This window comes from Streptomyces sp. NPDC002773 (assembly GCF_040295605.1).
Lineage (GTDB): Bacteria > Actinomycetota > Actinomycetes > Streptomycetales > Streptomycetaceae > Streptomyces.
This window is the reverse complement of record NZ_JBEOVO010000043.1, coordinates 20,768-44,983: the sequence shown is the minus strand read 5'-3', so window position 1 is coordinate 44,983 and position 24,216 is coordinate 20,768. Positions and strand designations below refer to the sequence as shown.

Sequence of the window (24,216 nt, the reverse complement as noted above, 5' to 3'; positions counted from 1 at the left end):
CTCATAGCGGAGCTATTCGGGCGTTTCGGCAACGCGGCGAGGTGCCGTGCCAGGCGTCGCGACCCCGGCCATGATCCGCCGGACACGCCCTAGGGGCTGGCGACTCGTAGATCCTCTACTGCTCGCCGCATCCTCTCCCCGCCACGGCGACGCCCCCGCCCCTTCGCCCGGCCCGACGGGACGGTGGCCTCCCTCAAGGAATGGGACGAGGGTGCGATCCGTTGACGAGGTGGCGTGGCCGCCGCCGACGTATCCGTCGGAGGGCGGCCCAGGACAGTCCGTGGTCGCGTACAGCCGGAACAGAAGGAAGCACCATGAAGATCGGCATCATCGGCGCCGGCAACATCGGCGGCAATCTGACCCGTCGTCTCACCGCCCTCGGTCACGAGGTGTCCGTCGCCAACTCCCGTGGCCCGGAGACCCTCGCCGCGCTGGCCGAGGAGACGGGCGCCACCGCGGTCGACGCCTCGGAGGCCGCGCGGGGCGCGGAGGTCGTCGTCGTCACCGTCCCGCTGAAGAACGTCCCGGACCTGCCTGCCGGGCTCTTCGACGGCGCGGCCGAGGACTTCGTGGTCATCGACACCGGCAACTACTACCCCCGGGAGCGCGACGGCCGCATCGACGCCATCGAGGACGGGGGCCTCACGGAGAGCCGGTGGACGGAGCGGCAGATCGGCCACCCGGTGGTGAAGGTGTTCAACGGCACCTACGCGCAGGACATCCTGGAGCGCCCGCGCCCGGCGGGTGACCCCGAGCGGATCGCCGTGCCCGTGGCGGGGGACGACGAGACCGCGAAGAAGAAGGTGCGGCTCCTCGTCGACGAGCTGGGCTTCGACACGGTGGACGCGGGCGGTATCGACGAGTCCTGGCGCCAGCAGCCGAACACCCCGGTCTACGGCCTCCGGGAGGGCGTGGACGCGGTGACGAAGGCGCTGGCCGAGGCATCCCCGGAGCGCCCGGAGGCGTTCAGGGGCTGACGCCGGCCGCCGCCGGGCCCCTCCGACGTCCTCAGTGCGTGCCGGCCGGCGCCGTGAACGTGACGGCGGCGGCCGGCACGGTCACCTCCGCGTCGCTCCCGAGGGCGTACGCCGCCACCCGGGAGACCGTCGCGGCCGGTACGACCCCGCTGACCCCGGGCGCGGCCGGGACGTCCTGGGTCGCGTGGGCGTCGTGCGGCACAACGACCCGGTAGCCGCGCTCCAGGGCCGTACGGGCCGTCGCCTGGACACACATCTCGGACATCACGCCGCAGACGGCGACCGCCCGCACCCCCGCGTCTGCGAGCAGGCCACCGAGGGGCGTCTCGCGGAAGCCGTCGTCGTACGGCTTGCGGACGACCACCTCCGCCGGCCCGGGCCGTACCGGGTGGTGAAGCTCCCAGCCGGGCGTGTGGGGTTCGTCCTCCGCGCCGGGCCCCCCGTCGTTCTGGAGGTGGACGACGAACGCCCCGTCCCTGCGTGCCCGCGCGATGAGGTCGGCCGTACGGTCGACGAGCCGGACGGCCCCGGGCACGGCCCCGTCACCGACGACGAAGGCCGTTTGCACGTCCACGACGATGAGCGCGTCGACGGGCCGCGCGTGCGGCGGGGCGGTGTCACCATGCTGGTCCATCCGGCCATCATCACGCCCAAGCTCCCCCACGGCCACGGCATTTCGCCCAACCCCCCGCACGCCTGCGGTTGCTTATCAAACGGGTCGAGCCGTATGGTAAATCGCTATGAGCTCTCCGTCCTCCAGAGGACGCCCCAGGGACCCCCGTTCGCACGAGGCGATCGTCAGCGCGACCACCGAGCTGTTGATCGGGGTCGGCTACGCCGCGACGTCGATCGGGGCGGTGGCCGCCCGTGCCGGTGTCGGCAAGGACACGATCTACCGACGGTGGCGGGGCAAGCCGGAGTTGGTCTTCGAGGCCGTGTTCACGACCACCGACCATGCCCCGATCCCCGACACCGGAACGCTGACCGGGGACCTGACCGCACTGCTGCGCGGCCTGGTCGACGAGTTCCACGCACCTGCCGCCGCAGCGGCGCTCCCCGGGCTGCTCGCCGACTTCGCCGCCGATCCGGAGCTGAAAGCTCGTATCCGCGGCGACTTCCTGGCCCTCTCGAAGGAGCGGCTGCTGATCGTCTTCGAGCGTGCCTCGGCACGCGGGGAGATCGCGGCCGACACACCCGTGGATCTGGTCCTGGACACGCTGGCAGGAGCCGTGTTCTTCCACGTCGGTCTGGTCGGGGAACAACCCGACCGTCAGCTGGCCGCCCGGCTGGCTGCTGTCATAGCCGAAGGAATCGAGATCCGATGAACGGCTGGCTCCTCGCGGCGGGCATCACCGCGTCCGGTGTGGCCGCAGCGCACATCGTCGGCGGGCACCGGGACGTCGTGCGCCCGCTGCTGTCCTGCGGACTCGCGGACGAACCCAAGCGCGTCCTTCATGCCGTGTGGCACATGGTGAGCGCCGACCTGGTGCTCTCCGCAGCCGCCTTGGTCTACCTCGCGCTGGCGGACGGTACGTCAGCGACCCGCCTGATGGCGTGGTTCGTGGCCGCGCACTTCGTGGCGTACGCGGCCGCCTTCCTGGTCGTCACGCTGTCGGTCGGCTGGCCGAGGCCACTGCTCCGGCTGCCGCAGTGGATTCTTCTCCTGCCGGTCGCGGTCCTGACCATGGCGGGTGCGCGTATGCCCTAGCCGCCGCGCGGGCCAGGAAGCCCGCGCAGGTTGCGACCTTCTGGTCCGGTCAGGGGCCTGCTCGAGCTGCCGTGGAGCCCTGTCTCGCCCTCGGCCAGCCGGTCATTACGGCCTGCCCCTAGGCACCTGCCCCCTCGCCGTCCGGCCCCGTGGCGAACGCCAGGGGCGGTGCGACGGCCTGGGCGTCGGCGCCCTCGCCGACCCACAGGCCGATGAAGAGCGCGGCGGTCGCCTCCAGGAGGCCCGCCCGGTCGAGGCCGCCGCCGGCCACCGGCGTGCAGCCCGCGTCCCGGACCAGCTCCTCCGCGCAGGCGAGCGCCGACGCGTCGTCGCCGCAGAGCGGGACGGCGAGACGCCGCCCGTCGAAGACCGGCGGAGTCATCCGCCAGACGTCCTCGTGGCAGAGGTTGAAGGCCTTGACGACCCGCGCGCCGGGTGCCGCCCGGGCCAGCCGCAGGGCCGCCGACGGCCCTCCGTCCGTCAGCAGCCGGAAGCCGGGGCCGATCGGGTTGGAGCAGTCGAGCAGGACCCGCCCGTCCAGCCGGTCCCGCACGTCCCCCACGACCTCCGCCCCTGCGCCGTACGGCAACGCGCCGAGGGCGACCTCGCCGAAGCCGGCCGCCTCGCTCAGGTCCCCGTACCGCGCACCGCCACCGAGCCGGTGCGCGAGGAGGCGCGCCCTCCGCTCGTCACGGCCGCCGACGAGCACCTCGTGCCCCGCCCGCACCCAGTGGGTGGCGAGCGCCTGGGCCATGTTCCCCGTCCCCAGTACGCCGATCCTCATGGTTCCGCCCTCTCTCCGCGCCCGTCGTCCGCGTGCGTTGTCCCCCGCCGCCGTCCCGTTGACGGCGGCGGGCGCATCCGGAACGACACTAGGCAGCGCTTCGGGCACCATCTGGTACGTGACTTCCGACGGATACCTGGCCGACTGCCGCGCCCGCCTCGCCTTCGACCTGCTCTCGAACACCTGGAACTCGGTGGTGCTCTGGTCGCTTCGGGACGGGCCCAGCCGCCACGGCGAACTCCGTGACCGGATCGGCGGGATCAGCTCCAAGGTCCTCACCGAGACGCTGCGGCGACTGGAGTACAACGGTCTCGTGGAGCGCCGGACGGCTGCGGCGTCCCGCGTCACGTACGTACTCACGCCCCTGGGGCGGACCTTGCTCGCACCGATCGACGCGTTCGGAGCGTGGGCCTACGAGCACGGTGACGAGGTGATGGCCGCCCAGGAGCGCCACGAGGTCCTGGGCGTGAGGGGGCCTGGAGCGTGATGTGGCCTGGAGCCTTACGAGATCCAGAGCCTTATGAGGTCTGGCTCGCCTCCTCTCGGGGCTCGACTCCCAGGAGGGCGAGGGTGGCGGCGCGGAGCCAGGTCGCCGCCTCTTCCACCGGCATGCGGCCCGCCCCGACCTCGTCTCCCGCCGCGTGGCCGAGGGCGGTGACCGCGGCCACCAGCCAGCCGGCGGGGGGTGCGGGGTCGAACTCCCCCGACGCCTGGCCCTGTTCGACGAGTCGGGTGAGTCTGGCCGCGACGGGTTCGTGCCGGGCCTCGTCGGCGGAGGCGCCTGCGCGGGTGCCCCCGACCTGGAGGAGTACCGGGTTGCGTGCGAACAGTCGCCAGCCGATGTCCTGGAGCCGCAGCAGCGAGTCCAGCGCGGGGCCGCCCTCCTCCTCGGCCTCGTCCATCGCGGCCATGGCCTGATCGGTGATCCGGTCGGCGACGGCGTCGACCAGCGCGTCCCGGGTCCCGAAGTGCGCGTAGACGGTCTGGCGGGTCACCCCCGCCTCGGCGGCGATGGCGGCCATTCCGGCGTCGGGCCGCCGGCCCAGCAGGCGTACCGCGGCGTCCAGGACCGCGGCCCGGCTGCGCTCGGCGTCGGCGCGGCGGCGGGGCCGAGCCGCCCGGGGCGACGCTCCGGGGCTCTCTTCGTCGGTGGGCTCGACAGCAGTCAACTCTTACACCCTTGTCAGAAATACATGGCTCCCTATATCTTACGGGCATGTAAGAGTTCAGCCCAGGCCCCCCGCACGGCAGGAGCACGGTGAACCCTCTCCGTACCACGTCCCCCGGCCAGTTCGTCGCCGACTTCCTCACGACCTTCACCGAGGCCGTGGTGCACGGTTCGGAGGACCCCGCCGACCTGATGTCCCGGTACTACGCGCGCGATGTCGTCCAGGTGGCTGACGGCGTGCTTCTGGACTGGGACCGACTCCTCGCCCACCTCCGCCCGGTCCGCAGAAACCTGCGGGCGTTCCGGTTCGAGGTGCACGAAGCGTTCGCGGACGGCGACCGGATCGCGGCCCGTTTCACGATCCACGCGCGCATGCGCAAGGGCGGGCCGGTCTCCACGCGGGTCCATATGTTCGCCGAATTCACCCCCGACGGCCTGCTGCGCCGAGCCGAGCAACTCACCCGGCCCGTCCCCGTCCCCGTCCCCGACCCCGCCGCCACGGCCACCGCCACCACCACCGCATCGGAGACCGAGAAGTGATCGCCCCACGCGTCCGAGTCGTCCAGGGCCTCGCCCTGCTGTCCACGGGGGCCCTCGCCGGCGCCTTCGGCTACGGAGCGGCCAACCTCGTTCCCACCTTCAACGCCGTACCGCTCGACATGCGGCTTTCCTTCCACGCCCAGTTGATGCAGATGAACGGCATCACCATGCAGGGCGCCATGGGCATCTCCGCGCTCAGCGCCCTCGCGCTCGCCGCCATGACGCGCGGGTCCGCCCGCTGGCTGGCCGCCGGGGCCGGGCTGCTCGCCATCGCGTCCTTCCTGATCACCCGCCTCGGCAACGTCCCGATCAACGGCCGCATCAAGGAGTGGGCGGTCACCTCCGCCCCCGCCGACCACGCCGAGATCCTGGCGCGCTGGGAGGCGTTCAACTACGCCCGCACAGCCGCCGCGTTCGCCGCGTTCGCGCTGCTGATCGTGCTCGCGCTCCGCCGCAACGACCCGGCCTGACGGCGCGGGAGGCGCCGAGGGCGCGGGAGGCGGAAAACGCGCGTCAGAGCGGCTGGAGCCGCTTGCGCAGGAGGCAGAACTCGTTGCCCTCCGGGTCGGCCAGGACGTGCCAGTCCTCGGTGCCGTCCTGGCCGACGTCGGCGGGCCTGGCGCCCAGAGCCAGCAGCCGCTCCAACTCGGCTTCCTGGTCTCGATCGGTGGGGTTCACGTCGATGTGCAGGGGGAGTTTCCCGGTCCGCGGGTCATCGCTGGGGCTGAGGATGAGCGTCGGCTGCGGACCGCCGAAACCGGCGTCGGGCGGCCCGATCTCGATGCTTCCGTCGTCCTCCCGGCCGAGTTCGACGTAACCGAGGACCTCGCTCCAGAACGCGGCGAGCCGTTCGGGGTCGGCGCAGTCGATGACCAGTTCGCTGATGCGGCATGCCATGCCCGTGAGTGTACGAGGGGCTCCGCGTGGAGTCCGGGAGCTCCGGAGTCGGCGGCGCCTGCTCCGCCCGGAGGGCCCGTGCCGTGGCGGTGCGGGCCGCCCAGCCCGCCGGCAGCAGGGCGCCGGCCGTCGCGATCACCACGCGGGCGGTCGCGAGGAGAACGAGCAGGGGCGTGCCGCACACGTCGAAGTCGGCCGGCGCGCCCCCACGCCGCGCGAGCTGGAGGTCCTCGGAGCCCTGGCGCGCGGCCTCGGCAACGCCGAGCCGGCCGCGCGGTTCCGGTTGAGCGAGGCGACGGTGAAGACGCATGTCGCCCGCATCCTGTCGAAGCTCCGGCTGCGCGACCGGGGCCAGGCCGTGATCGCCGCCTATGAGACGGGTCTGGTCGCGCCGGGCCCGGACAGTCGGAGACCGGCCGGCTCCGGCTGAGCGACCAGGCCGAACGACGGGCCGTCCGGCAGCCCGCCCGGCAGGGCATCCGGCGGTGCGTCCGACGGCTCGTCCGGCCAGGCCTCGGGCGGGTCGTCCGGTAGCGGTGCCTCCGGGCGCAGGAGGTCGTCGAGCGCGGTGAGGCGGATGAGCCGGAGGATCAGGGGCTGGTCGCAGACGAGTCTCCAGCGCGCACCGCGCTGTCGTGTGCGCCCGGCGCAGTGGGCGAGGAGGCCGAGCCCGGTGGCGTCGCAGAAGGTGAGGCGCCGGATGTCGAGGGTCAGGGCGTCGGACTCCCGGACGAGGGCGTCGAGCTCGGGCCGCAGGTGCCGTACGAGGACGAGGTCGAGCTCGCCCCGGAGGGCGGCGACGGTGAGATCGCCGGTCGAGTGGACGACGAGGTACGGGTCATGGCGGGGGATCAGCTGCATCGGACGCTCCACAGGGTGGCTCCATGTGTCGCTTCGAGCGTGGCCGCCTCTCGCCGGGGAGGGACGTTTCGCCTCGGCCGCTGTCACCTGAATCGGTGAATGTGCGGGCCGCCAGATCTCGCCCGTACGGCCGAGAGCCACACAGGAGGACGAATGGCGCGCCCGTACGCCCCACTTTTCCGTTCGTCCGCTAGTCCGCTGTGCGCGACCGGTCCGCTCCCCCGGGCGCCGCGAGGGCCTCGGCCGTGATCCGGTCGAACTGGGCGCCCATGGCGGCGGAGAGCGCCTGCGCGGCCGAGAGGGGCCGGACCATGACGGTGAAGTCGTCGATCCTGCCCTCCTCGTCGAAGTGGAGGAAGTCGCAGCCGTTGATCTCCTTGTCGCCGACCTTCGCGACGAAGACGAGGGCGTGGTCCCGGCCGTCCGCGCTCGCGATCTCGCGGACGTACCGGAAGTCGGTGAAGACGCGCATGACTCCGCGCAGGATCGCGGCGGTGATGGCCTTTCCGGGGTACGGGCGGAAGGCGACCGGGCTGGTGAAGACGACGTCCTCGGCCAGCATCGCCTCGACGGCGGCGTGGTCCTGGGCCTCCACGGCCTTGCGGAACGGATGCATCAGACGCCTCCATATACAACTTATTGAATAGGTGCAGAGGCAGCTAACCGCATCGCCCGCGTCCCGTCCAGTGGCCGGCCGGGCCCGCCGCCGCTCAGCCCTCGGGCGTCGCCGCCCGACGGAGCGGCGGTCGGCTCAGCGTGGTCCACGCCCGCAGCAGCCATTCGACCGGCCCGTAGCGGTGCCGCCGGAGCCACCACCGGCCGCTCACCACCTGCGCGGCGAACAGCGCGAGGGCGACGGCCAGGACCACCGGCGGTGACACCCGGCCCACGAGACCCGCCCCGTACCCGGTGAACAGCAGGGCGCAGACGAGGGACTGGCTGAGGTAGCCGGTCAGGGTCATGCTGCCCACGGGGCCGAGTACGGCCACCGTCCGCTTCCCGAGCCGCCCCTGGGCGAGCCGGAGCACGGTGGCGGCGTACGCGGCGGCGAGCAGCGGCGCGGTGACGACGTCGATCCCCATGGCGAGGATCTGGTACGCGCCGCCCGGATGCTCCAGGCTCGCGTGGGCGTACACGACAGCGCCGAGGAGCCCGACCGTGAAGCCCGCCCACTGCAGGCGGACCAGTACCGTCCGGTGTCGGGCGAGATCCGCGAGCGCCCGGACCCGCCCGGCGGCGAGGCCCAGGAAGAAGGCGGCGAGGGCGGCCGGGGCCTGGAAGAAGGCGAGCAGGAACGCCATGTCGGGCAGCTGCTCCAGGTTCGCCCGGATCACGGAGCCGGGGTCGCCGCGCAGCTCCGCCGCGACCCGCTCGGCCTCGGCCGCCACCCCCGGAGCCACCCCCGCCCCGCCGCCCGTGAGATGCACGCCCGCCGCGAGGAGCACGTACGCGGCGGCGGTCACGACGAAGAGGACCAAGGCCGTACGGACGGCGGTGCGGGGACGGATCCGGCGGGCGGCGAGCAGGATCAGGCCGAGGACGGCGTACGCGGTGAGGATGTCGCCGGTGAACAGCAGGGTCGCGTGCAGGGCACCGAGGACGAGCAGGCCCGCCAGGCGCCGTAGGAAGCGCGGGACGAAGCGGGCGCCGCTCCGCTCGGCGGAGTCGAGCTGGAGGGTGAAGCTGTAGCCGAAGAGGAACGAGAACAGCAGGAAGAACTTGGCCTCGAAGAACACCGCGACCGCCCAGCGGACGGCGTCGTCGAGAGGCGAGGCGAAGCGGGGGTCCTCAAGCCCCGAGCCGTGGTAAGTCGACGCCATGTAGCCGATGTTGACGACGAGGATGCCCAGGAGGGCGAACCCGCGCAGGGCGTCGACGTGCGCAAGCCGTTCCGGTCTCGCCCGCGGCTCGGTGGCCCGCCCCTTGGTCGGACGTTGCAACTGCTTCATGGCCTTCCCCCAAAACTATCGCGGACAGAACGCTCGTTTTGAGAATGAACGTACTACCATTGATAGCGCAAGCGTCAATCCCGGCCAGGCGGCAGGGGCCGACCACGAGAAGGAGCTCCGATGGACACGCGGCCGGTGGTGCGCAGGGGCGTACCCGAAGGGAGCGAGGCGCGGGTCGCCGCGCTGTACTGGGAGGCGTTCGGGCGGAAGCTCGGCGCCGCCCTGAACCCGCCCGACAAGGCCCGGGCCTTCCTCGCGGCCCACCTCCACCACGACCGGGGCGTCACCGCCCTCGTCGACGGCGAGGTGGCGGGGGTGGCGGGCTACCAGCTCGACGGGCGCGGGCTCACCGGCGGCGGGGCGGGAGACGTCCTCGCGGCGTACGGGGTGCTGCGCGGGCTGCCACGCCTGGCGCTCCTCACCCTCCTGGAGCGGCGCCCTGCGGCCCGCGAGCTCGTGATGGACGGCATCGCCGTCGCCCCCGAGCACCGGGGTGCGGGCATCGGCGCCCGGCTCCTGAGCGAGATCGCGGTCGTCGCGGCCGAGGCCGGCTGCCAGCGCATCCGGCTCGACGTCATCGACGTCAACCCGCGGGCCCGCGCGCTGTACGAGCGGCACGGCTTCACCGCCGTGCGCACCGAGAACACCCCGTATCTGCGCGGCCTGATGGGCTTCGGCGCCGTCACGACGATGCACAGGCCCGTCACCACGGCCGACTCCGGCTCCGGGCACGGCTCCGGTCCCCGTGGGCAGGCCCGGTGAAGCCCGCGACCCCCTGGAACCCGATCCCCACCCGTACCGTCGTGCACGCCCTCGTGCGCGAGGACGGCACCGTCGACGCCGGGGAGCTCTACGCCGTCGCCGGGCTGCTCGGGATGACCGACCAGCAGGTCCGGCTCTGCGTCAAGCGGCTCGTGGCCGAAGGCCGCTTCACCCATGAGGGCAGGGGCCGGAAGGCGGTGCTCCGCGCGGTCGCCGATCCCAGCGGCTCCCTCGCCCCCGACGCCGCCCACGTCCGCTACGCCTACCGCCAGGACCACGGGCTCGCCCCCTGGGACGGCGTCTGGCACCTCTTCGCCTTCGCCGTCCCGGAGTCCGCGCGGGCCGCCCGCGACGCGCTCCGCGACACCCTCGTCGGGCTCGGCGCCGCTCCCGTCCAGGGCGGTCTGTACGTGGCCGCGAACCCGATCGAACCGCTCGTCGAGGCCCACGCCCACCACCTGGGCGTCGCCGCCCAGATCACCTACCTCACCAGCACCGACCTGCGGGTCGGGGAGCCCGCCGCGCCTGGGGAGCTCGCCGCCGCGCTCTGGCCCCTGGACGAGATCGCCGGCCGGCACGAGGAGCTGGCGGCCCTCGCCGGCTCCTGTCTGGACCGGCTCGCCCGCCCGGAACCCCTGGCGGACGCCGAGCGGCTGACGCTCGCCGTCCAGCTCGCCGCCGCTTTCACGTACGCCATGCGGCCCGACCCCCTGCTGCCCCCCGAGCTGCTCCCCCGGCCCTGGCCGGGCGCACGCGCGCGCGAACTCACCGCCACCGCCTGGGCCGCGCTCGGGCGGCGCCCCGCACCGGAGTCCGGGCCGCCGCTCCCCCGCCTCTTCGCCCTGTACGGGGACCTCGGCGCCGACGCGCAGGGCGCGTGAGACGTGAGGCCGCGCGCGAGGTCCCCCGGGCTCCGTCGGCGCTCCGGGATCAGCCCGCGTAGCGCGCCATCCAGGCCTCGACCTCGGCCGAGGAGCGGGGCAGGCCCGCCGACAGGTTCTCGTGGCCGTCGTCGGTGACGACGAGGTCGTCCTCGATCCGGACGCCGATGCCGCGCCACTCCTCGGGCACGGTCAGGTCGTCGGGCTGGAAGTAGAGCCCCGGCTCGACGGTGAGCACCATGCCCGCTTCGAGGACGCCGTCGACGTGCTCCTCGGTGCGCGAGTGGGCGCAGTCGTGGACGTCGAGGCCGAGCATGTGCCCGGTGCCGGCCATGGTGAAGCGGCGCTGGAGGCCGAGCTCGTACGCGCGGTCGACGGGGCCCTCGACGAAGCCCCACTCGACGAGCCGTGCCGTCAGATGGCGTTGGGACGCCTCGTGGAAGTCGCGGAACGGGGCGCCCGGCTTGACCGCGGCCATGCCGGCCTCCTGGGCCTCGTACACCGCGTCGTACACCTGGCGCTGGACGGGGGTGAAGGTGCCGCTGACGGGGAGGGTGCGGGTGACGTCGGCGGTGTAGAGGGAGTGGGTCTCCACGCCGGCGTCGAGCAGGAGGAGTTCACCGGGCCTGACCGGGCCGTCGTTGTCCGTCCAGTGCATGATCGTGGCGTGGTCCCCGGCGGCGCAGATGGTGCCGTAGCCGACGGCGTTGCCCTCCAGGCGGGCCCGGCGGAAGAAGGTGCCCTCGATCCACCGCTCGGAGGAGGCGATCGCCCGGGACAGTTCGCCGACGCAGTCGGTGAAGCCGCGCACGGTGGAGTCGACCGCCTTGCGCATCTCGCCGAGCTCCCAGGCGTCCTTGACGAGCCGGAGTCCGCTGAGCACCTCCTCCAGTTCGTCGTCGCGCTCCGCGTCGGTGGTGACGGCGGCTTCGAGGGCCGGGTCGTGGCCGCGGACGATCCGGGTCGGCACGCCGGAGCCCGCGGCGAGGTCCTCTGCGGCGGTACGGACGTCCCGGCAGGGCAGTCCGAGGACGCGCTCCGCCTCCGCGAGGGACCGGCGCCTGCCCATCCACAGCTCCGCCGTGTTGCCGGTCCAGAACTCGTCGTCGTTCCGGCTGTCGCGGGGCAGCTGGTAGCAGTAAGCGTCGTGGCCGCCGTCGGCGCGGGGTTCGAGGACGAGGGCGCCGTCGCGTGCCTGGTCCCCGGTCATGTGGACGTAGCCGGAGTACGGGCGGAACGGGTAGGTGTCGTCGTTGGAGCGGGTCTTGAGGTTGCCGGAGGGGACCACGAGACGCTCGCCGGGGAAGCGCGCGGAGAGCGCGGCGCGGCGGCGGGCCGCGTACGGGGCCTGCTCGTCGGGTTCGAGGCCGTGCCGCTCGGTGTCCGCCCACCCCGTCCTCATCAGCGCGGAGAGTTCCTCGGAGACGCCGTCTCCGTAGAGGCCGTTCTTGCGACCCTTCGCCACGTCCTGCTCCTTCTTCCCGGTGATTTCGGTGAGTTGCTCGTCCGCCGGCGGTCCGGCGGTTCCCGGAAGGTACTCCGCCCGGCCTGCCCCGGGTGCCCGGATCGGCCACTGGCACGGATCGGACACCGCCCTGGGGTGGCGGGGCGATAATGCGGGCATGGCGAACCACAAGCTCAGCGAGGCCCTACGGGTTCTGGGGATCGGTGAGGAGGCCGTACGGGTCTATCTGGAGCTCCTCGAACGGGGCCCCGCGCCGCTGGGCGCGATCAGGTCGGCGGCCGGTCTGGGGGGCGCGGCGTTCTCGGCGGCGTACGGCGAACTGATCGACTCGGGTCTGGCGAGCGCGGCCGAGGACGGCGCGGACGTGGTGGCGCCGGTGCCGCCGGCCGCCGGTCTGGAGATCCTCGGCCGGCACCGGGCGGCCGAGATCGACGAGTCCCGCATCACCGTCGGCGGCGCGTTCGAGTCGTTCCGGCGGCAGCGGCTCGCCGCGTACGACGACCGGCTCGTGGAGGTCGTCACCGGGGACGCGATCGGTCTCCGGATGCGGCAGGCCTGGGCCAGTGCCCGGGAGGAGATCCGGCAGTTCGACTCGCCGCCGTACTTCCCCCTCGAAGGCGCCACCGACGACGCCCTCGCCACCCTCGCCCGCGGTGTGACCCAGCGGGTCGTGTACTCGCGGGAGTCCCTTGAGCATCCGGGGCAGCTGGAGAACTCCATCGAGCGCTGTATCGAGGCGGGCGAGCAGGCGAGGGTCCTGCCGTCGGTGCCGGTGAAGCTCGTGATCATCGACGACGCGTACGCGCTGGTCTCCCTGTCGATCAGGGAGACGGACGTGTACAACACGATGCTGGTCGTGCAGCCGTGCGGGCTCCTCTCGGCGCTCGTGGCGCTGTTCGAGCAGGCGTGGCAGAACGCGCTGCCGTTCCACGGCCGTTCGCCGCGGCCCGCCGGTCTGCAGCCGGCGGACCGGCGGCTGCTCCGGCTGCTCGCGGCCGGGGCGGCCGACGACGTCATCGCCCGGGAGATCGGGGTCAGCCGCCGCACCCTCTTCCGCCGGGTGCAGGTCCTGATGGCGCGGCTCGGCGCTACGAGCCGGTTCCAGATGGCGTTGCAGGCGCAGCGCGCGGGGTGGCTGTGACGGTCGCCGCCTCGACGGGGGCCGCCGGGGCCGGGACCTCCGCGGCGGCCGGGGCCTCCGTGGCCCGCTGCCCCGTGCCGGAGAGCTGCTGCCACAGGTAGGTGTGGACGAGTGCGCTGTTGTGGGCGGCCTGTTCGTTGTCGCCGGCGCCCGCGTGGCCGCCGCCGGTGTTCTCGTGGAACAGGACCCGGTGGCCGAGTTCCCTCAGCCGCGCCGCGGTCTTGCGGGCGTGGCCGGGGTGGACGCGGTCGTCCCGGGTCGAGGTCATCAGGAGGACCGGCGGGTAGGCGCGGTCGGCGGCGAGCCGGTGGTACGGGGAGATATCGCGCAGGTGGGGGCGGTCGGCCTCGTCGTCCGGGTCGCCGTACTCGGCGATCCAGGACGCGCCCGCGAGGAGCTTGTGGAAGCGGGTCATGTCGAGGAGCGGCACCTGGGCGACGATCGCGCCGAACAGCTCGGGCCGGCGGGTGAGCATCGCGCCCATGAGGAGCCCGCCGTTGCTGCCGCCCATGGCGCCCAGCATGGCCGGGGTGGTGATGCCCCGCGCGACGAGGTCCTCGGCGACGGCGGCGAAGTCCTCGAAGGCCCGGGGCCGTTCGGCGCCGAGTGCGGCCTGGTGCCAGTCGGGGCCGTACTCGCCGCCGCCCCGGATGTTCGCGATCACGTAGGTGCCGCCGCGCTCCAGCCACGCCCGGCCCGTCACCGCGCCGTAGTACGGCGTGAGGGAGACCTCGAAGCCGCCGTAGCCGTAGAGCAGGGTGGGGCCGGGGCCGGTGGTGGTGCGGTCGGGGCCGATGACGAAGTACGGCACGCGCGTGCCGTCGCGGGAGGTCGCGAAGTGCTGGGCGACCGTGAGCCCGGCGGAGTCGAAGCGGTGCGGGGCCTGCTTGAGCACCTCCGAGCCGGCCCCGATCCGGCCCAGGTGGAGGGTGGAGGGCTGGAGGAACCCGGACACGTCGAGGACGTACTCGTCGGACACGTCGGGGTCGGTGTCGACGACGCTGACGGCGGACAGCTCGGGGACCCCGACGAGCGGCTCGCGCGTCCAGCCCCCGTCGGCGCCGGGGGTGAGGACCTCGATGCGGGTGCTGACGTCCCGCATCGTCTCCAGGATCAGGTGGTTGCGGGTCCAGCTGTGCCCGGCGAGCGCGGTCCGCCGGTCGGGGGTGAAGAGCACCTCGGGCGTGCGGTCGCCCGCCAGGAAGGCGTCGAAGTCGAACGCGAGGAGCGAGCCGGTCGGCCGGCCGAGCCACGCGGACTTCAGGGTGACGATCAGATGGCGCCGGTGGGCGTAGGCGACGGCGTCGTCGGGCACGTCGATCCGGGCGCGCGTGCCGTCGGGCCGCAGGAGATACGTCTCGCTGCGGAAGAAGTCGAGGGAACGCCCGGCGAACTCCCGCTCGAACCCGGGTGCGGTGTCCCGGTAGCCCCAGGCCGCGACGTCCCCCTGCTCGGCCTCGAAGACGAGTTCGGCGGCCTCCACCGGGGTGCCGCGCCGCCATCGGCGGACGGTGCGGGGGTAGCCGGAGTCGGTCAGGGAGCCGGGCCCGAGGTCCGTACCGACGAGGACGGTGTCGGCGTCGACCCAGCCGATGCGCGTCTTGGCCTCCGGCAGCCGGAAGCCGTCGTCGACGAACTGACGGGTCCCGAGGTCGAATTCACGTACCACGACGGCGTCGCCGCCGTCCCGCGAGAGCCGTACGAGAGCCCGGTCGTACTCCGGCCGCCGGACCGTTGCCCCGTCCCACACCCACTTCTCGCCCTCGGCGGCGGCCAGCGCGTCCACGTCGAGCAGGATCTCCCACTCGGGCGCCTCCTGCCGGTACCGCTCCAGGGTCGTGCGCCGCCAGACCCCGCGCACGTGCTCGGCGTCCCGCCAGAAGTTGTAGAGGTACGCCCCGCGCCGCACGGTGTAGGGGATCCGGTCGGAGGCGTCGAGCACCTCCCGCAGGCGCGCCTTCAGTGCGCCGAACCCGGCGTCCCCGGCCACCGTGAGCGCCGTCTCGGCGTTCCGCTCGGCCACCCACGCGAGGGCGGGCTCGCCCGAGATGTCTTCCAGCCACAGGTACGGATCGTCATCGGTCACGCCTCGTATTGTGCAGGCCGGGACGGACCCGTGTGCGCGGTCAGCCACGTCCACCCCTGCTGCGTACCAGCAGATAGAGGAAGTACGGGGTGCCGATGGCGGCGGTCATCAGGCCCGCCCCGAGCTGGGCCGGTGCGATCACGGTCCGCCCCACCAGGTCGGCGGTGCAGACGAGGACCGCGCCGAGGAGCACCGCGACGGGCACCACGCGGGCGTGCCGGCGGCCGACGAGGGCGCGGGCCGCGTGCGGGGCGACGAGTCCCACGAAGCCGATCGTGCCGGCGGCGGCGACGGCGGTGGCGGTGATCAGGACGGCGAGGGCGAGGAAGCCGAGGCGGCCGCGTCCGAGGCGCAGGCCGAGCAGCCGCGGGGTGTCCTCGTCGAGCGACACCAGGTCGAGTTCGGTGCGCCGGGCGGCCGCGACGGCCACGCCGACGGCGAGGACCGCGGCGAGGGGCACCACGTCGGGCAGGGAGCGCCCGTAGGTGGAGCCCGAGAGCCAGGTGAGGGCCTTCGTCGCGTTGAACGGGTCGGTGAGGATGATCAGGAGGCTGATCAGGGCGGCGGCGCCGATGGCGACGCCGAAGCCGACGAGGACGAGCCTGTTCTGCTGGAACCCGCCCCGCGCGGCCAGTCCGAAGACGAGCACGGAGCTGGCGGCGGCGCCCGCGAACGCGGCGGCCGCGACGCCCCACGAACTGGCCAGGGGCACGGTCGTCACGAGGAGTACGGACCCGAGCGCGGCGCCGCCGGAGACGCCCAGGATGCCGGGTTCGGCGAGCGGGTTGCGGGTGACGGCCTGGACGAGGGTGCCGGCCAGGGCGAGCGCGGCGCCCGCGAGGAGGGCGGCGAGGACGCGGGGCACCCGGGTGTCGAGGACGAAGGTGACGGTCCGGCCGGCCTGCCCCTGGGCCCAGTTGACGACGTCGCCGAGGAGCAGCTTGCTGTCGCCGAGGAGCACGCCCGCGATGACGATGCCGACCAGGGCGGCCACCAGGGTCGCCGTGACGGTGAGGAACCGGGCCCGGGACCTGATGCGGAGCCGCTCGGTGGCGGTGGCTCCGGCCGTGTCGCGGACGCGGGTGGCCATGACGATCAGGAAGACGGCACCGACGAGGCTGGTGACGACGCCGGTGGGGACGGCGACCGCCACGTCCGCCGGTACGGCGGCGCGCAGCAGGACGTCGGAGCCGAGGACGAGGGCGGCGCCGGTGAGGCCGGCGGCGGGCAGGAAGCCCCGGGAGCGGGTGAAGCCGCGGAACCTGCGGGCGAGGGGCCGGACGAGCGCGGGGGCGCACAGGCCGACGTAGCCGACGGGTCCGGCGAGGGTGACGGCGGCCGTGGAGAGCAGGGCGGCGAGGACGACGGCCGTGACCCGGGTGGCGCGGACGGGGACGCCGAGCCCGCGGGCGGCGTCGTCACCGAGGGCGAGGGCGTCGACCCGGCGGGCGATGAGCAGCAGTCCGACGAGGCCGACGAGGGCGATCGGGGCCATCTGCAGGACGCCGTCGAAGCCGTTCTGGGAGATGCTGCCCTGGTTCCACTCGTACAGCCCTTCGGTCTGCCGGGGGAAGAGCAGGAGCAGGCCCTCGGTGACGGCGGTGAGGCCGAGGGTGAGGGCGCTGCCGGCGAGGACGAGCCGGACCGTTCCGGCGCCGAGGCCCGAGAGGGCGAGGACGACGGCCGCCGCCGCGAGACCGCCGGCGAACGCGAAGGCCGAGGAGGCGAACAGCGGGAGCGAGAGGCCGAAGGCGGCGGTGAGGCCGAGCGCGAAGTAGGAGCCGGCGTTGACGGCGAGGGTGTCGGGCGAGGCGAGGACGTTGCGGCTGACGGCCTGGAGGGCGGCGCCCGCGATGCCGAGGACGGCGCCGACCAGCAGGCCGGCGGTCATCCTCGGCAGACGGGAGGCGACGACGACGGAGGCGTCGGCCGGGTCGGCCTGGCCGGTGAACGCCTTCCACACCTCGGGGGCGCCGACGGCGGCCGTGCCCTGGGTGATGTCCACGAGCGCGAGCGCGGTGACGAGGAGGACCAGGGCGGCCGTCACCGGGGCCGTGCCCGTGCGGGACGGGGCCGCCGGCGGACGGGTGGCGGGGGTGGTCGCGGTGACGGCCATGGTGTTACTTCGTCAGGGCGGCGACGACGGAGTCGACGTACGTGCCCATCGACCGGGGGCCGCCGAACATCCAGATGCCGTCGGGCAGCCGGTGCACGTTGCCCTTCTTGACGAACGGCAGGGACGTCCACACCTTGTCCTTGGCCAGGACACCGGTGAACGGCGTGCTGGCGGCGTCGCCGTCGTTGCCGACGTAGGCGAACTGCACGTCACCGAGCTTGGTGAGGCCTTCGACGTCGGTGGCGGCGAGGCCGTAGGCCGGGTCGCCCTTGACGGTCCAGGCGTTCTTCAGACCGAGCTTCTCGCTGACGGCGCCGATCAGCGAACCGCTGGTGTAGGGGCGGATCGAGACCTGGTTGGACATGACGTAGCCGTCGGCGAAGGCGTACTTGCTCCCGGCGAGGCCGGCGTCGGCGAGCTTCTTCTTGCCCTCGTCGAGCTTCGCCTGGAACTGCTTCTTGAGCTCGTCGGCCTTCTGCGTGGTGCCGGTGGCCTCGGCGATGGCGTCGAGGTCCGCGTTCATCCGGCCGATCGGGTCGGCGGCGTCGGCGGCCTTCAGGGTCAGGACCGGGGCGACCTTGCGCAGCTGCTTCACGGCGGCCGGCGGCAGGTCCGTGGTGGCGACGATGAGGTCGGGCTTCAGGGCGGCGACGGTCTCCACGCTCGGCTCGCCGCGGGTGCCGATGTCCTTGGGCTCGTTCTTGAGCGGGACGGCGGTGTCCCAGGTCTTGTAGCCCTTGACGTCGGCGACGCCCACCGGGTCGACGCCCAGCGTGATCAGGTGCTCGACGACGTTCCACTCGGTGCCGACGACCTTCTTGGCGGGGCCGTCGAGCTCCACCTTCGCGCCCGTGGAGTCGGTGAGGGTGATGCGTTCGGTGGTCTTCTTCGCGTCGTCGGCGGCGGGCTCGGTGGTGCCGCAGGCGGTCAGGGTGAGGGCCGCGGTGGTGGCGGCCGCCGCGGTGAGGAGGAGGCGTCTCATGAGGTGGTGCTGAGCCTTTCGCTTCGCGAGTGGTGGCGGCCCAGCGCACGGGTGCGGAGCCGGCCGGTGAGGGGATCGGTGTCGACCTCGATGCGGATGCCGTACGTGCCGGTCAGGCGCTCCGGCGTCAGGACGTCCACGGGGCTGCCGTCGGCGACGACCCGTCCCGCGTCGAGCAGGACGATCCGGTCGGCGACGGCGGCGGCCTGGTCGAGGTCGTGGAGGACGGCGCCGACGGCGATGCCGTGGTCGTCCGCCAGGTCGCGCATGAGGTCGAGGAGTTCGACCTGGTAGCGGAGGTCGAGGTAGGTGGTCGGTTCGTCGAGCAGCAGGACGCCCGTCTCCTGGGCGAGGCAGCCGGCCAGCCAGACGCGCTGGAGTTGGCCGCCGGAGAGGTGTTCGGCTCCGCGTCCGGCGAGTTCGGCGACGCCGGTCATGGCGAGGGCGCGGTCCACCGCGGCCCGGCCGTCCGGGTCGGCCTTGCCCCAGCGTCCGCGGTAGGGGTAGCGGCCGAATTCGACCAGGTCCCGTACGGTCAGCCCGCTGGGTGTGGGGCGTCCCTGGGTGAGCAGGGCGACGTGGCGCGAGAACTGACGGGGGCTCATCGCGAGGCAGTCGGTGGCTCCGTCGAGGACGAGCGTGGCGGTCCGCGGCTGCTGGAGCCGTGCGATCGTGCGGAGCAGCGTCGACTTGCCGCTGCCGTTCGGCCCGACGAGGACGGTCACTTCGCCGGGGCGCAGCGTCATGGCGGCGTCGTGGACGACGTCGATGCCTTCGTACGCCACGGTGACACCCGTGGCCGAGAGTTCATGACCGTGGGGACGCGGGGTCGCGGCGGTCTGTTCAGCTGCTTGCACGTCGCAGAGGTTAGCCTAACCTTACCGATCCCCGGAAGGGGAGTCCGCAAGGCCGCCCGCAAGGCGGAATCCGGCCAAGCTCACGACGCACCTCGCGCAGTCAGGGCGGGACCTCGGGGAAGAACCGCACCCCCGCCCCTGTTGGTAGAACCGTGAACGATTTCGTGGTCGAAGAGGCAGCCGTCGGGGCGGTCGCGCGGCGGCAGCCCGCGCCGGTGGACGTCGTCGTCATCGGGGCCGGACAGGCGGGCCTCTCGGCCGCCTTCCATCTGCGCCGCGCCGGACTCGAACCGGACCGGGACTTCGTCGTCCTCGACCACGCCCCGCGGCCGGGCGGCGCCTGGCAGTTCCGCTGGCCCTCCCTCACGTACGGCAAGGTCCACGGCATGAGCGCGCTGCCCGGCATGGAGCTGACCGGCGCCGATCCCGCGCGCCCCTCCTCGGAGGTGATCGGCGCCTACTTCGACACGTACGAGCGCACCTTCGACCTGCGGATCCACCGCCCCGTCGACGTGACGGCCGTCCGCGAGGGGGACGGCGGACGGCTCCTCGTCGAGACCTCCGAGGGCTCGTACGCCACCCGCGCCCTGATCAACGCCACCGGCACCTGGGACCGTCCGTTCTGGCCGCGCTACCCCGGCCAGGAGACCTTCCGGGGGCTCCAGACGCACACCGCCCGATACCCGGGCCCGGCCGAGTTCGCCGGCAAGCGGGTCCTCGTCGTCGGCGGCGGCGCCTCCGGCACGCAGCACCTCATGGAGATCGCGGACGTCGCCGCCGAGACGTTCTGGGTGACCCGGCGCGAACCCGTCTTCCGCGAGGGCCCCTTCGGGGAGGCGGAGGGCCGGGCGGCCGTCGCGCTCGTCGAGGAGCGGGTGCGGCGCGGGCTGCCCCCGCAGAGCGTCGTCTCGGTCACCGGGCTCCCGCTCAACGACGCGATCCGCTCGGCACGCGCGCGCGGGATACTGGACCGTCTCCCGATGTTCGACCGGATCACCCCGACCGGCGTGGCCTGGGACGACGGCCGGAGCGTCGACGTGGACGTGATCCTCTGGGCGACGGGCTTCCGGGCGGCGATCGACCATCTGACCCCGCTGCGGCTGCGCGAACCGGGCGGCGGCATCCGGGTCGAGGGCACGCGTGCGGTACGGGACGAGCGCGTCCACCTCGTCGGCTACGGACCCTCGGCCTCGACGATCGGCGCCAACCGGGCAGGCCGCGCGGCCGTCACCGACATCCGCCGCCTCCTCCGCGGCGCACCCGCCACCGACCCGGCGACCGTCACCGCAGCCACCGCCCCGGCAGCCGTCACCGCGACCACCGCCCCGGCGGCCGTCACCGCAACCACCGCTTCGGCCGGGTGAACCAGGCGGGCGGGTTCACCCCTTCGCGGCGCCCCGGATCGCGTTGAACTCGGCCACGTTGGCCTGGTGGGCCGCGTAGTCGGCCGTGAAGCGGGTGTCTCCGGGTGCCACCGTGACGAAGTAGAGCCAGTCGCCGTCCGCCGGTCGGATCACCGCGTCCAGGGCCATGTCCCCCGGGTTGCCGATGGGTGTCGGCGGCAGGCCCTTCCGCTCGTAGGTGTTGTACGGGCTCGCGGTCCGCGTGTCCTCGTGCGTCGTGTCCAGAGTGCTGCGGCCCAGCGCGTAGTTGAGCGTCGAGTCCATCTGGAGCGCCATGCCCCGGGCGAGCCGGTTGTGGACGACCCGGGCGACCTTCGCCATGTCCTCCGGGTTGTCCGCCTCGGCCTGCACGATGCTGGCCGCGACGACCGTCTCGTACACGCTCAGTCGCCGCGCCTTGGCCCCCTCGACGATCCGCGCGGCTCCGAAACGCTTGCCCGCGGTGTCCACCATGAAGCGCAGCAGGCCCTCCGGGGTGGTGGCGTCGAGCACCGGATAGGTGGCGGGGAAGAGATAGCCCTCGGGGTTGCCGCCGGCGGCCGGGGGCAGCGGAAGGGCGGTCCCGGGCGCGGTCGCCGTCTTCCGCGCGGTCCCCTCGGGCAGGCCGAGCGCCCGGTCGACGGCCGTGTAGACCTGGCCGGCCCGCCACCCCTCGGGGACGAGCAGCGCCCTGGGCTGCTCGACGGCGGGTTCGTCACGGGTCAGGAGCAGCGGGACGGTGACCGCGGCGGCCACGGCGAGAGCCGCTCCGACGAGGAGCGCTGCCTTGCCGCGCCTGGTCAGTCGGGAGCGGCGACGCGGGGGTGCGTACGGTGACGGCGGCCGGTACGTCATGGCCGCACGCTAACCCGGTCCGTACCGGAATCCGGGGAACCCGCGCACGCGGCGGCGCCGCCGGCCCCCTGGGACGGGGAGCCGACGGCGCCGGGCACTGCGATCGTCAGACGAGCCATCCCAGGAAGTGGAAGACGCCGGCGAGCAGATCGGTGATGACGTTCATGGTGGTGCTTCTCCTCGTACAGGTACAGCAGTGGGACTGCTGCGTTCAGCGGGACCGCGCGGTCACGGTCTGCAGCCCGTCGATCGCGCACCGCAATCTTCCGACGCCGTACGGGAGTGGGGCAACGATTCCCGGAACGATCACACGTTCTGGGGAACAACCGCTCCCACGTTCGTTTGTTCGGCTCCGTCTGCGACGCCCGTGGCGGCCAAGGCGCCGCGCGCGTCCCTGCGGACCAGGGCCGCGTACCTGCCGTCCCGCGCGAGCAGTTCGTCGTGCGTGCCGCGCTCCGTGATCCGCCCCGCGTCCAGGACGACGATCTGGTCGGCGTCCCGGACGGTGGAGAGCCGGTGGGCGATGGTGATCGTCGTGCGGCCCGCGGAGAGGGCGTCGATGGCCTGCTGCACCGCGTGCTCCGTACGGGTGTCGAGCGCGCTGGTCGCCTCGTCGAGGATCAGCACGGGCGGGTCGCGCAGGATGGTGCGGGCGATGGCAAGGCGCTGCTTCTCGCCGCCCGAGAAGCGGTAGCCGCGCTCGCCGACCAGGGTGTCGTACCCCTCGGGGAGCGAGGCGATGTGCTCGTGGATCTGGGCGGCGCGGGCGGCGGCCTCGATCTCCTCGTCGGTGGCGTCCGGCTTGGCGAAGCGGAGGTTGTCGGCCACGGAGGCGTGGAAGAGGTACGTCTCCTGGGAGACGACGCCGACCGCGCGGGCCAGGGTGTCGAAGTCCAGGTCGCGCACGTCGACCCCGTCGAGGGTGACCCTGCCGCCGGTGACGTCGTAGAGCCGCGGCACGAGGTAGCTGAGGGTCGACTTGCCGGAGCCGGTGGGGCCGACGACGGCCAGGCTGCCGCCGGCGGGGACGGCCAGGTCGAGGGAGTCGAGGGTGGGGCGGCCCTCGCCCTCGGAGTCGTAGCGGAACGTGACGTGCTCGAAGGCGACCTCGCCGCGGACCTCGGCGAGCCGGACCGGCTCGGCGGGTTCGGTGATGTCGACGGGCAGGTCGAGGTACTCGAAGATGCGCTGGAAGAGCGCGAGGGACGTCTGCATCTGCACGCCGGTGGAGAGCAGGCTGACGGCGGGCCGGAAGAGGCCCTGCTGGAGCGAGACGAAGGCGACGAGCGTGCCGAGCGAGATCTGGGTGCCGCCCGAACTCACCGCGATGCCGGCGGCCCAGTAGATCAGGGCGGGCATGGCGGCCATGACGATGCCGATGGTGGACATCCGCCAGCGTCCGGCCATGGAGGAGCGCACTTCGAGGTCGACCAGGCGCTCGGACTCCGCGGCGAAGGACTTCGTCAGCGAGTCGGCGCGGCCCATGGTCCGGCCGAGCAGGATGCCGCTGACGGAGAGGGACTCGGTGACGGTCGCGGCCATGGCGGCCATCTGCTTCTGGCGCTGGGTGGTGATCCGCTTGCGCTCACGGCCGACGCGGCGGCTGATCCAGACGAAGACGGGCAGCAGGAGCAGCGACACGAGCGTGAGGCGCCAGTCGAGGGCGAGCATGGCGGCGACGGTCGCGATGACGGCAGTGAGGTTGGAGACGAGGGAGGTGGCCGTCGAGGTCACGGTCGCCTGCATGCCGCCGATGTCGTTGGCGATGCGGGACTGGACCTCACCCGTGCGGGTGCGGGTGAAGAAGGCGAGCGGCATCCGCTGGAGCTGCTCGTAGACCCCGGTGCGCAGGTCGTGCATGACCCGCTGGCCGACGGTGGTGGAGATCAGGGTCTGGAGCACGCCGAAGACGCTGGTCAGGACGGCGGTGGCGATCATGCCGAGGGCGAGCAGGCTGAGCAGCCCGGTGCGGCCCTGGGGGATCGCGGTGTCCAGGATCTCCTTGAGCAGGAACGGTGAGGCGACCGTGACGAGCGAGGCGGCGCCGACCAGGAGGCCGACGACGACCAGGCGGGCGCGGTAGGGGCGGAAGAGTCCCAGGATGCGCCGCAGCTGCGCGGGCTCCTTCGGTCGTGCGGAGTCGCGGGGCGGGGGCGTCCAGTCGGACTGGTCGTGGGGGCGCATGGGCTCCTTCGAGGGGTTCGGGTCGGCCGCCGCGGGTGCGGGGCCGACGAAGACCTTAGCTCATTGTTACCTATACTCACAATGAACTACATCCTGATATTGTTCCCACATGACCGCCTCCGACCCGCTGGACACCTCCGACCGGCCGACATCCGCCCCGCTGACCAGGACCGACGCCGACGGGCTCCTCGCCGAGCAGCTCCTGCGCCTCACCCGGCGGCTGCACCGCATCCAGAAGCGCCACCTGGAGCCGGTCGGCATCACCCCCGCCCAGTCCAGGCTGCTGCGGACGGTCGCGCACTTCGGGGAGCCGCCCCGGATGGCCGACCTCGCGGCCCGGCTCGAGGTCGTCCCGCGCGCCGTGACCAGTCTCGTCGACGGCCTGGAGGCCGTCGACCGGGTGCGCAGGGTGCCCGACCCGAGCAACCGGCGGGTGGTGCGGATCGAGCTCACCGACGCGGGCCGCGCCACGCTGCGGGAACTGCGAAGCGCGCGTCGGGCGGCCGCAGAGGACATCCTTGCTCCATTGACCGCCGCACAGCGCGAGGTACTCGGAGGTCTGCTGTCCGCCCTGGTCGACCCCGGCCCGGAGGGCGGCTGCTGACCCCCGGGGGCGCGCCG

Annotated in this window: 25 protein-coding genes and 1 pseudogene; 12 read left to right on the top strand and 14 right to left on the bottom strand. The window is 73.3% G+C overall.

The genetic code is table 11. From position 1 onward, the window contains the following. The first annotated feature begins 200 nt into the window (after nucleotides 1-200). Nucleotides 201-977 carry an NADPH-dependent F420 reductase gene (locus tag ABT034_RS32055; RefSeq protein WP_351220594.1) on the top strand — a complete coding sequence of 259 codons (777 nt, stop codon included), beginning with the start codon at nucleotides 201-203 and terminating at the stop codon, nucleotides 975-977. A gap of 31 nt (nucleotides 978-1,008) precedes the next feature. Here the strand turns inward: ABT034_RS32055 and ABT034_RS32050 are convergent, their stop codons facing one another. Continuing rightward, entirely contained in the window at nucleotides 1,009-1,611 is a 603-nt protein-coding gene (locus tag ABT034_RS32050; protein ID WP_351220593.1) for an isochorismatase family protein, read from the bottom strand. 106 nt (nucleotides 1,612-1,717) lie between these two features. Between ABT034_RS32050 and ABT034_RS32045 the strand changes: the two genes are divergently transcribed. After that, nucleotides 1,718-2,302: a TetR/AcrR family transcriptional regulator gene (locus ABT034_RS32045; protein WP_351220592.1), complete on the top strand. Its 585-nt coding sequence runs from the start codon at nucleotides 1,718-1,720 to the stop codon at nucleotides 2,300-2,302. After that, nucleotides 2,299-2,685 (top strand): hypothetical protein, encoded by a 387-nt coding sequence (locus ABT034_RS32040; RefSeq protein ID WP_351220591.1) that lies wholly within the window; start codon nucleotides 2,299-2,301, stop codon nucleotides 2,683-2,685. Before ABT034_RS32045 ends, ABT034_RS32040 begins: the two co-directional genes overlap by 4 nt. Nucleotides 2,686-2,803: 118 nt before the next feature. Here the strand turns inward: ABT034_RS32040 and ABT034_RS32035 are convergent, their stop codons facing one another. Further along, a complete protein-coding gene (locus ABT034_RS32035; RefSeq protein ID WP_351220590.1) occupies nucleotides 2,804-3,469 on the bottom strand; it encodes an NADPH-dependent F420 reductase in 666 nt (221 codons plus the stop codon). 118 nt (nucleotides 3,470-3,587) lie between these two features. On the opposite strand from ABT034_RS32035, the gene ABT034_RS32030 reads away from it, so the two are divergent. Further along, nucleotides 3,588-3,956: a winged helix-turn-helix transcriptional regulator gene (locus ABT034_RS32030; protein WP_351220589.1), complete on the top strand. Its 369-nt coding sequence runs from the start codon at nucleotides 3,588-3,590 to the stop codon at nucleotides 3,954-3,956. A gap of 31 nt (nucleotides 3,957-3,987) precedes the next feature. On the opposite strand, the gene ABT034_RS32025 is transcribed toward ABT034_RS32030, so the two are convergent. Beyond that, the gene (locus ABT034_RS32025; RefSeq protein WP_351220588.1) at nucleotides 3,988-4,638 is read right to left on the bottom strand and encodes a TetR/AcrR family transcriptional regulator; all 651 of its coding nucleotides are present in this window, start codon (nucleotides 4,636-4,638) and stop codon (nucleotides 3,988-3,990) included. Nucleotides 4,639-4,727: 89 nt separating this feature from the next. On the opposite strand from ABT034_RS32025, the gene ABT034_RS32020 reads away from it, so the two are divergent. Then, a complete protein-coding gene (locus ABT034_RS32020; protein WP_351220587.1) occupies nucleotides 4,728-5,177 on the top strand; it encodes a nuclear transport factor 2 family protein in 450 nt (149 codons plus the stop codon). Continuing rightward, a complete protein-coding gene (locus ABT034_RS32015) occupies nucleotides 5,174-5,647 on the top strand; it encodes an anthrone oxygenase family protein (protein WP_351220586.1) in 474 nt (157 codons plus the stop codon). The genes ABT034_RS32020 and ABT034_RS32015 overlap by 4 nt, the downstream gene beginning before the upstream one ends. Before the next feature lie 43 nt (nucleotides 5,648-5,690). Here ABT034_RS32015 and ABT034_RS32010 read toward each other — a convergent pair whose 3' ends face one another. Beyond that, nucleotides 5,691-6,074: a VOC family protein gene (locus ABT034_RS32010; RefSeq protein WP_351220585.1), complete on the bottom strand. Its 384-nt coding sequence runs from the start codon at nucleotides 6,072-6,074 to the stop codon at nucleotides 5,691-5,693. Between the two features lie 208 nt (nucleotides 6,075-6,282). On the opposite strand from ABT034_RS32010, the pseudogene ABT034_RS32005 reads away from it, so the two are divergent. Further along, nucleotides 6,283-6,504: pseudogene (locus tag ABT034_RS32005) on the top strand (response regulator transcription factor); the annotation flags it as partial. Here ABT034_RS32005 and ABT034_RS32000 read toward each other — a convergent pair. From ABT034_RS32000 to ABT034_RS31990, 3 genes are all read right to left on the bottom strand, one after another. Next, nucleotides 6,444-6,935 (bottom strand): STAS domain-containing protein, encoded by a 492-nt coding sequence (locus ABT034_RS32000; RefSeq protein ID WP_351220584.1) that lies wholly within the window; start codon nucleotides 6,933-6,935, stop codon nucleotides 6,444-6,446. The pseudogene ABT034_RS32005 and the gene ABT034_RS32000 sit on opposite strands and share 61 nt — an antisense overlap. 190 nt (nucleotides 6,936-7,125) lie before the next feature. Continuing rightward, nucleotides 7,126-7,551, bottom strand: a complete 426-nt coding sequence (locus ABT034_RS31995; RefSeq protein WP_351220583.1) for a nuclear transport factor 2 family protein — start codon at nucleotides 7,549-7,551, stop codon at nucleotides 7,126-7,128. 94 nt (nucleotides 7,552-7,645) lie between these two features. Then, nucleotides 7,646-8,884 (bottom strand): DUF418 domain-containing protein, encoded by a 1,239-nt coding sequence (locus tag ABT034_RS31990; protein WP_351220582.1) that lies wholly within the window; start codon nucleotides 8,882-8,884, stop codon nucleotides 7,646-7,648. A 120-nt stretch (nucleotides 8,885-9,004) separates the two neighbouring features. Between ABT034_RS31990 and ABT034_RS31985 the strand changes: the two genes are divergently transcribed. Together ABT034_RS31985 and ABT034_RS31980 are read left to right on the top strand one after the other, a co-directional pair. Then, entirely contained in the window at nucleotides 9,005-9,646 is a 642-nt protein-coding gene (locus ABT034_RS31985; protein WP_351220581.1) for a GNAT family N-acetyltransferase, read from the top strand. Further along, on the top strand, nucleotides 9,643-10,527 hold the full coding sequence (locus ABT034_RS31980; protein ID WP_351220580.1) for a PaaX family transcriptional regulator C-terminal domain-containing protein: 885 nt from the start codon (nucleotides 9,643-9,645) through the stop codon (nucleotides 10,525-10,527). Before ABT034_RS31985 ends, ABT034_RS31980 begins: the two co-directional genes overlap by 4 nt. A gap of 49 nt (nucleotides 10,528-10,576) precedes the next feature. On the opposite strand, the gene ABT034_RS31975 is transcribed toward ABT034_RS31980, so the two are convergent. Beyond that, complete coding sequence (locus ABT034_RS31975) at nucleotides 10,577-11,992, bottom strand: aminopeptidase P family protein (protein ID WP_351220579.1); 1,416 nt, start codon at nucleotides 11,990-11,992, stop codon at nucleotides 10,577-10,579. Nucleotides 11,993-12,149: 157 nt separating this feature from the next. Between ABT034_RS31975 and ABT034_RS31970 the strand changes: the two genes are divergently transcribed. Next, nucleotides 12,150-13,133: a LuxR family transcriptional regulator gene (locus ABT034_RS31970; protein ID WP_351220578.1), complete on the top strand. Its 984-nt coding sequence runs from the start codon at nucleotides 12,150-12,152 to the stop codon at nucleotides 13,131-13,133. Here ABT034_RS31970 and ABT034_RS31965 read toward each other — a convergent pair. The 4 genes from ABT034_RS31965 to ABT034_RS31950 are packed head-to-tail and all read right to left on the bottom strand — an operon-like array spanning nucleotide 13,081 to nucleotide 19,174. Beyond that, nucleotides 13,081-15,228, bottom strand: coding sequence for a prolyl oligopeptidase family serine peptidase (locus ABT034_RS31965; RefSeq protein ID WP_351220598.1), 2,148 nt, complete (start codon nucleotides 15,226-15,228; stop codon nucleotides 13,081-13,083). The genes ABT034_RS31970 and ABT034_RS31965 overlap by 53 nt on opposite strands. 31 nt (nucleotides 15,229-15,259) lie before the next feature. Beyond that, nucleotides 15,260-17,335, bottom strand: a complete 2,076-nt coding sequence (locus ABT034_RS31960; protein WP_351220577.1) for an iron ABC transporter permease — start codon at nucleotides 17,333-17,335, stop codon at nucleotides 15,260-15,262. 4 nt (nucleotides 17,336-17,339) lie between these two features. Beyond that, nucleotides 17,340-18,317, bottom strand: coding sequence for an ABC transporter substrate-binding protein (locus tag ABT034_RS31955; protein WP_351220576.1), 978 nt, complete (start codon nucleotides 18,315-18,317; stop codon nucleotides 17,340-17,342). Further along, on the bottom strand, nucleotides 18,314-19,174 hold the full coding sequence (locus tag ABT034_RS31950) for an ABC transporter ATP-binding protein (protein ID WP_351220575.1): 861 nt from the start codon (nucleotides 19,172-19,174) through the stop codon (nucleotides 18,314-18,316). Before ABT034_RS31950 ends, ABT034_RS31955 begins: the two co-directional genes overlap by 4 nt. A 215-nt stretch (nucleotides 19,175-19,389) precedes the next feature. Here ABT034_RS31950 and ABT034_RS31945 point away from each other — a divergent pair, with 215 nt between their 5' ends. Beyond that, complete coding sequence (locus ABT034_RS31945; RefSeq protein ID WP_351220597.1) at nucleotides 19,390-20,538, top strand: NAD(P)-binding domain-containing protein; 1,149 nt, start codon at nucleotides 19,390-19,392, stop codon at nucleotides 20,536-20,538. Between the two features lie 15 nt (nucleotides 20,539-20,553). On the opposite strand, the gene mltG is transcribed toward ABT034_RS31945, so the two are convergent. Continuing rightward, nucleotides 20,554-21,411 carry an endolytic transglycosylase MltG gene (gene mltG, locus ABT034_RS31940; protein ID WP_351220574.1) on the bottom strand — a complete coding sequence of 286 codons (858 nt, stop codon included), beginning with the start codon at nucleotides 21,409-21,411 and terminating at the stop codon, nucleotides 20,554-20,556. A gap of 306 nt (nucleotides 21,412-21,717) precedes the next feature. Further along, nucleotides 21,718-23,595, bottom strand: a complete 1,878-nt coding sequence (locus tag ABT034_RS31935) for an ABC transporter ATP-binding protein (protein WP_351220573.1) — start codon at nucleotides 23,593-23,595, stop codon at nucleotides 21,718-21,720. 109 nt (nucleotides 23,596-23,704) lie between these two features. Between ABT034_RS31935 and ABT034_RS31930 the strand changes: the two genes are divergently transcribed. After that, entirely contained in the window at nucleotides 23,705-24,199 is a 495-nt protein-coding gene (locus ABT034_RS31930; RefSeq protein ID WP_502973100.1) for a MarR family winged helix-turn-helix transcriptional regulator, read from the top strand. Nucleotides 24,200-24,216 lie beyond the last annotated feature (17 nt).